This window comes from Crocosphaera chwakensis CCY0110 (genome assembly GCF_000169335.1).
GTDB lineage: Bacteria > Cyanobacteriota > Cyanobacteriia > Cyanobacteriales > Microcystaceae > Crocosphaera > Crocosphaera chwakensis.
The window spans coordinates 1-1,407 of the sequence record NZ_AAXW01000153.1; the positions used below are offsets into that span (position 1 = coordinate 1).

Annotated in this window: 1 protein-coding gene and 1 pseudogene; one reads left to right on the forward strand and one right to left on the reverse strand. The window is 32.6% G+C overall.

Translation table 11 applies throughout. The features are described from left to right. Positions 1–158: 158 nt before the first annotated feature. Entirely contained in the window at positions 159–569 is a 411-nt protein-coding gene (locus tag CY0110_RS31290; RefSeq protein WP_008279003.1) for a DUF433 domain-containing protein, read from the forward strand. 30 nt (positions 570–599) lie between these two features. On the opposite strand, the pseudogene CY0110_RS27735 reads toward CY0110_RS31290, so the two are convergent. Next, positions 600–1,004, reverse strand: a pseudogene (locus CY0110_RS27735) (hypothetical protein); the annotation flags it as partial. Positions 1,005–1,407: the final 403 nt, after the last annotated feature.

Sequence of the window (1,407 nt, forward strand, 5' to 3'; positions counted from 1 at the left end):
GACTTTTTATTGCTTATTCATAGATTAATGTGATTAATTAAACTTAGATAAATTAAGATAGCTGATCAATTAAAATTTGAGACTTCAGAGAATAGTCGATTTGTCTATATATCCTTTTGCTATAATAACAGAGTCGATGGTAATTTGAATTAAGAAATATGACGAATCAGCCAATAAAAACACAGTGGCAATATTTAGAAACCCGTTCTGATTCTTGGAGGAAGCAGCTTTATATCAAAGGAACAAGAATTAAAGCTTCTGTGATCTATTCAGATATGATTGTTAATGAAATGACTGAGGCTGATGCAGTATACAATTGGGATTTACCTTTAAAAGCGATTCAAGAAGTAATAGAATATTGTCAAACTCATCAAGAGCTTTTAAATGATGATTTTCTGAAACTACATAAGAAAACTTCTCTACATCCTGGGATTTTAGTTATTTGCCAAGATGATGATTCCGCTAAAGATATGAGTTACAAATCCATCGTCAAAGCCATAGCTAACCTTGAAGTCGCTTCAATTCCTTTGACTAATCAGTTTATTTCTCTGAATCATTGGAATTACTGATTTTGTTCTACTAGGGCTACCCCATGACGTGAATTTGTCCTTTGGTGGTTTCCGTGGAATCATCAGACATTTGGGATAGACACGGAAAAAGAGGGTTTGGTCGGGGTTGGCTTCTGCTTGCTTCAACCAAGCTTTATAGGGATATCCTTGAAAGTAGAGGTCGTAACGCTTGCCACCTAAGCGAATAAAAAAATTACCCTCATCGTCTTTCTGTAGTTTTCCCTGGAGAGTCCCAATCGCTTGAAATATGGGTTTTTCTGTTGTAGCTTCATCTGTTGAGGCTTCTGTGGCTTCTGTGTTATTTTCTGGTTCCGAGGTGGTTGGGGTATCTCTGTTATTCTCAACGATTGCTGACTCTGTTGCTACCGATGCTGTTTTTTCATCAGAGGTAGTAGCCTTCTTTTTCAGATTTCGGATTTGAGGTTTAGTAGACATTTTTTAATATTAATCAAGACTTACTTTTTAATTAATTCTTGATATTATGTAGGAATTAATTTATTAACAGTAAACAAAGTTAAGTTTATTGATTCTAACCATTTTAACTCAAAATTTAATAATAATCAATATCGAGTCAAGTTACCCTAATAACTAACTAAAAAATTAGTTTAGAACTTTAAAAAATAATTCATTAAACTTACAAAAATACGAATAAATATACTATAATTAGGTAAAAAGTATTTAGGTCAGCTATCATTATTTTAGGAATAAAGGCAGAGAAAAAATGGAAGAAGTTTTATTATTTTTCTCAAAAAATAGCATCAGACGTTGCCTATCAATTACAAGCAACTTGGGACGGTTGTAATGCTGTTATTTTTCAAGAACTCTATTATTTAGATAA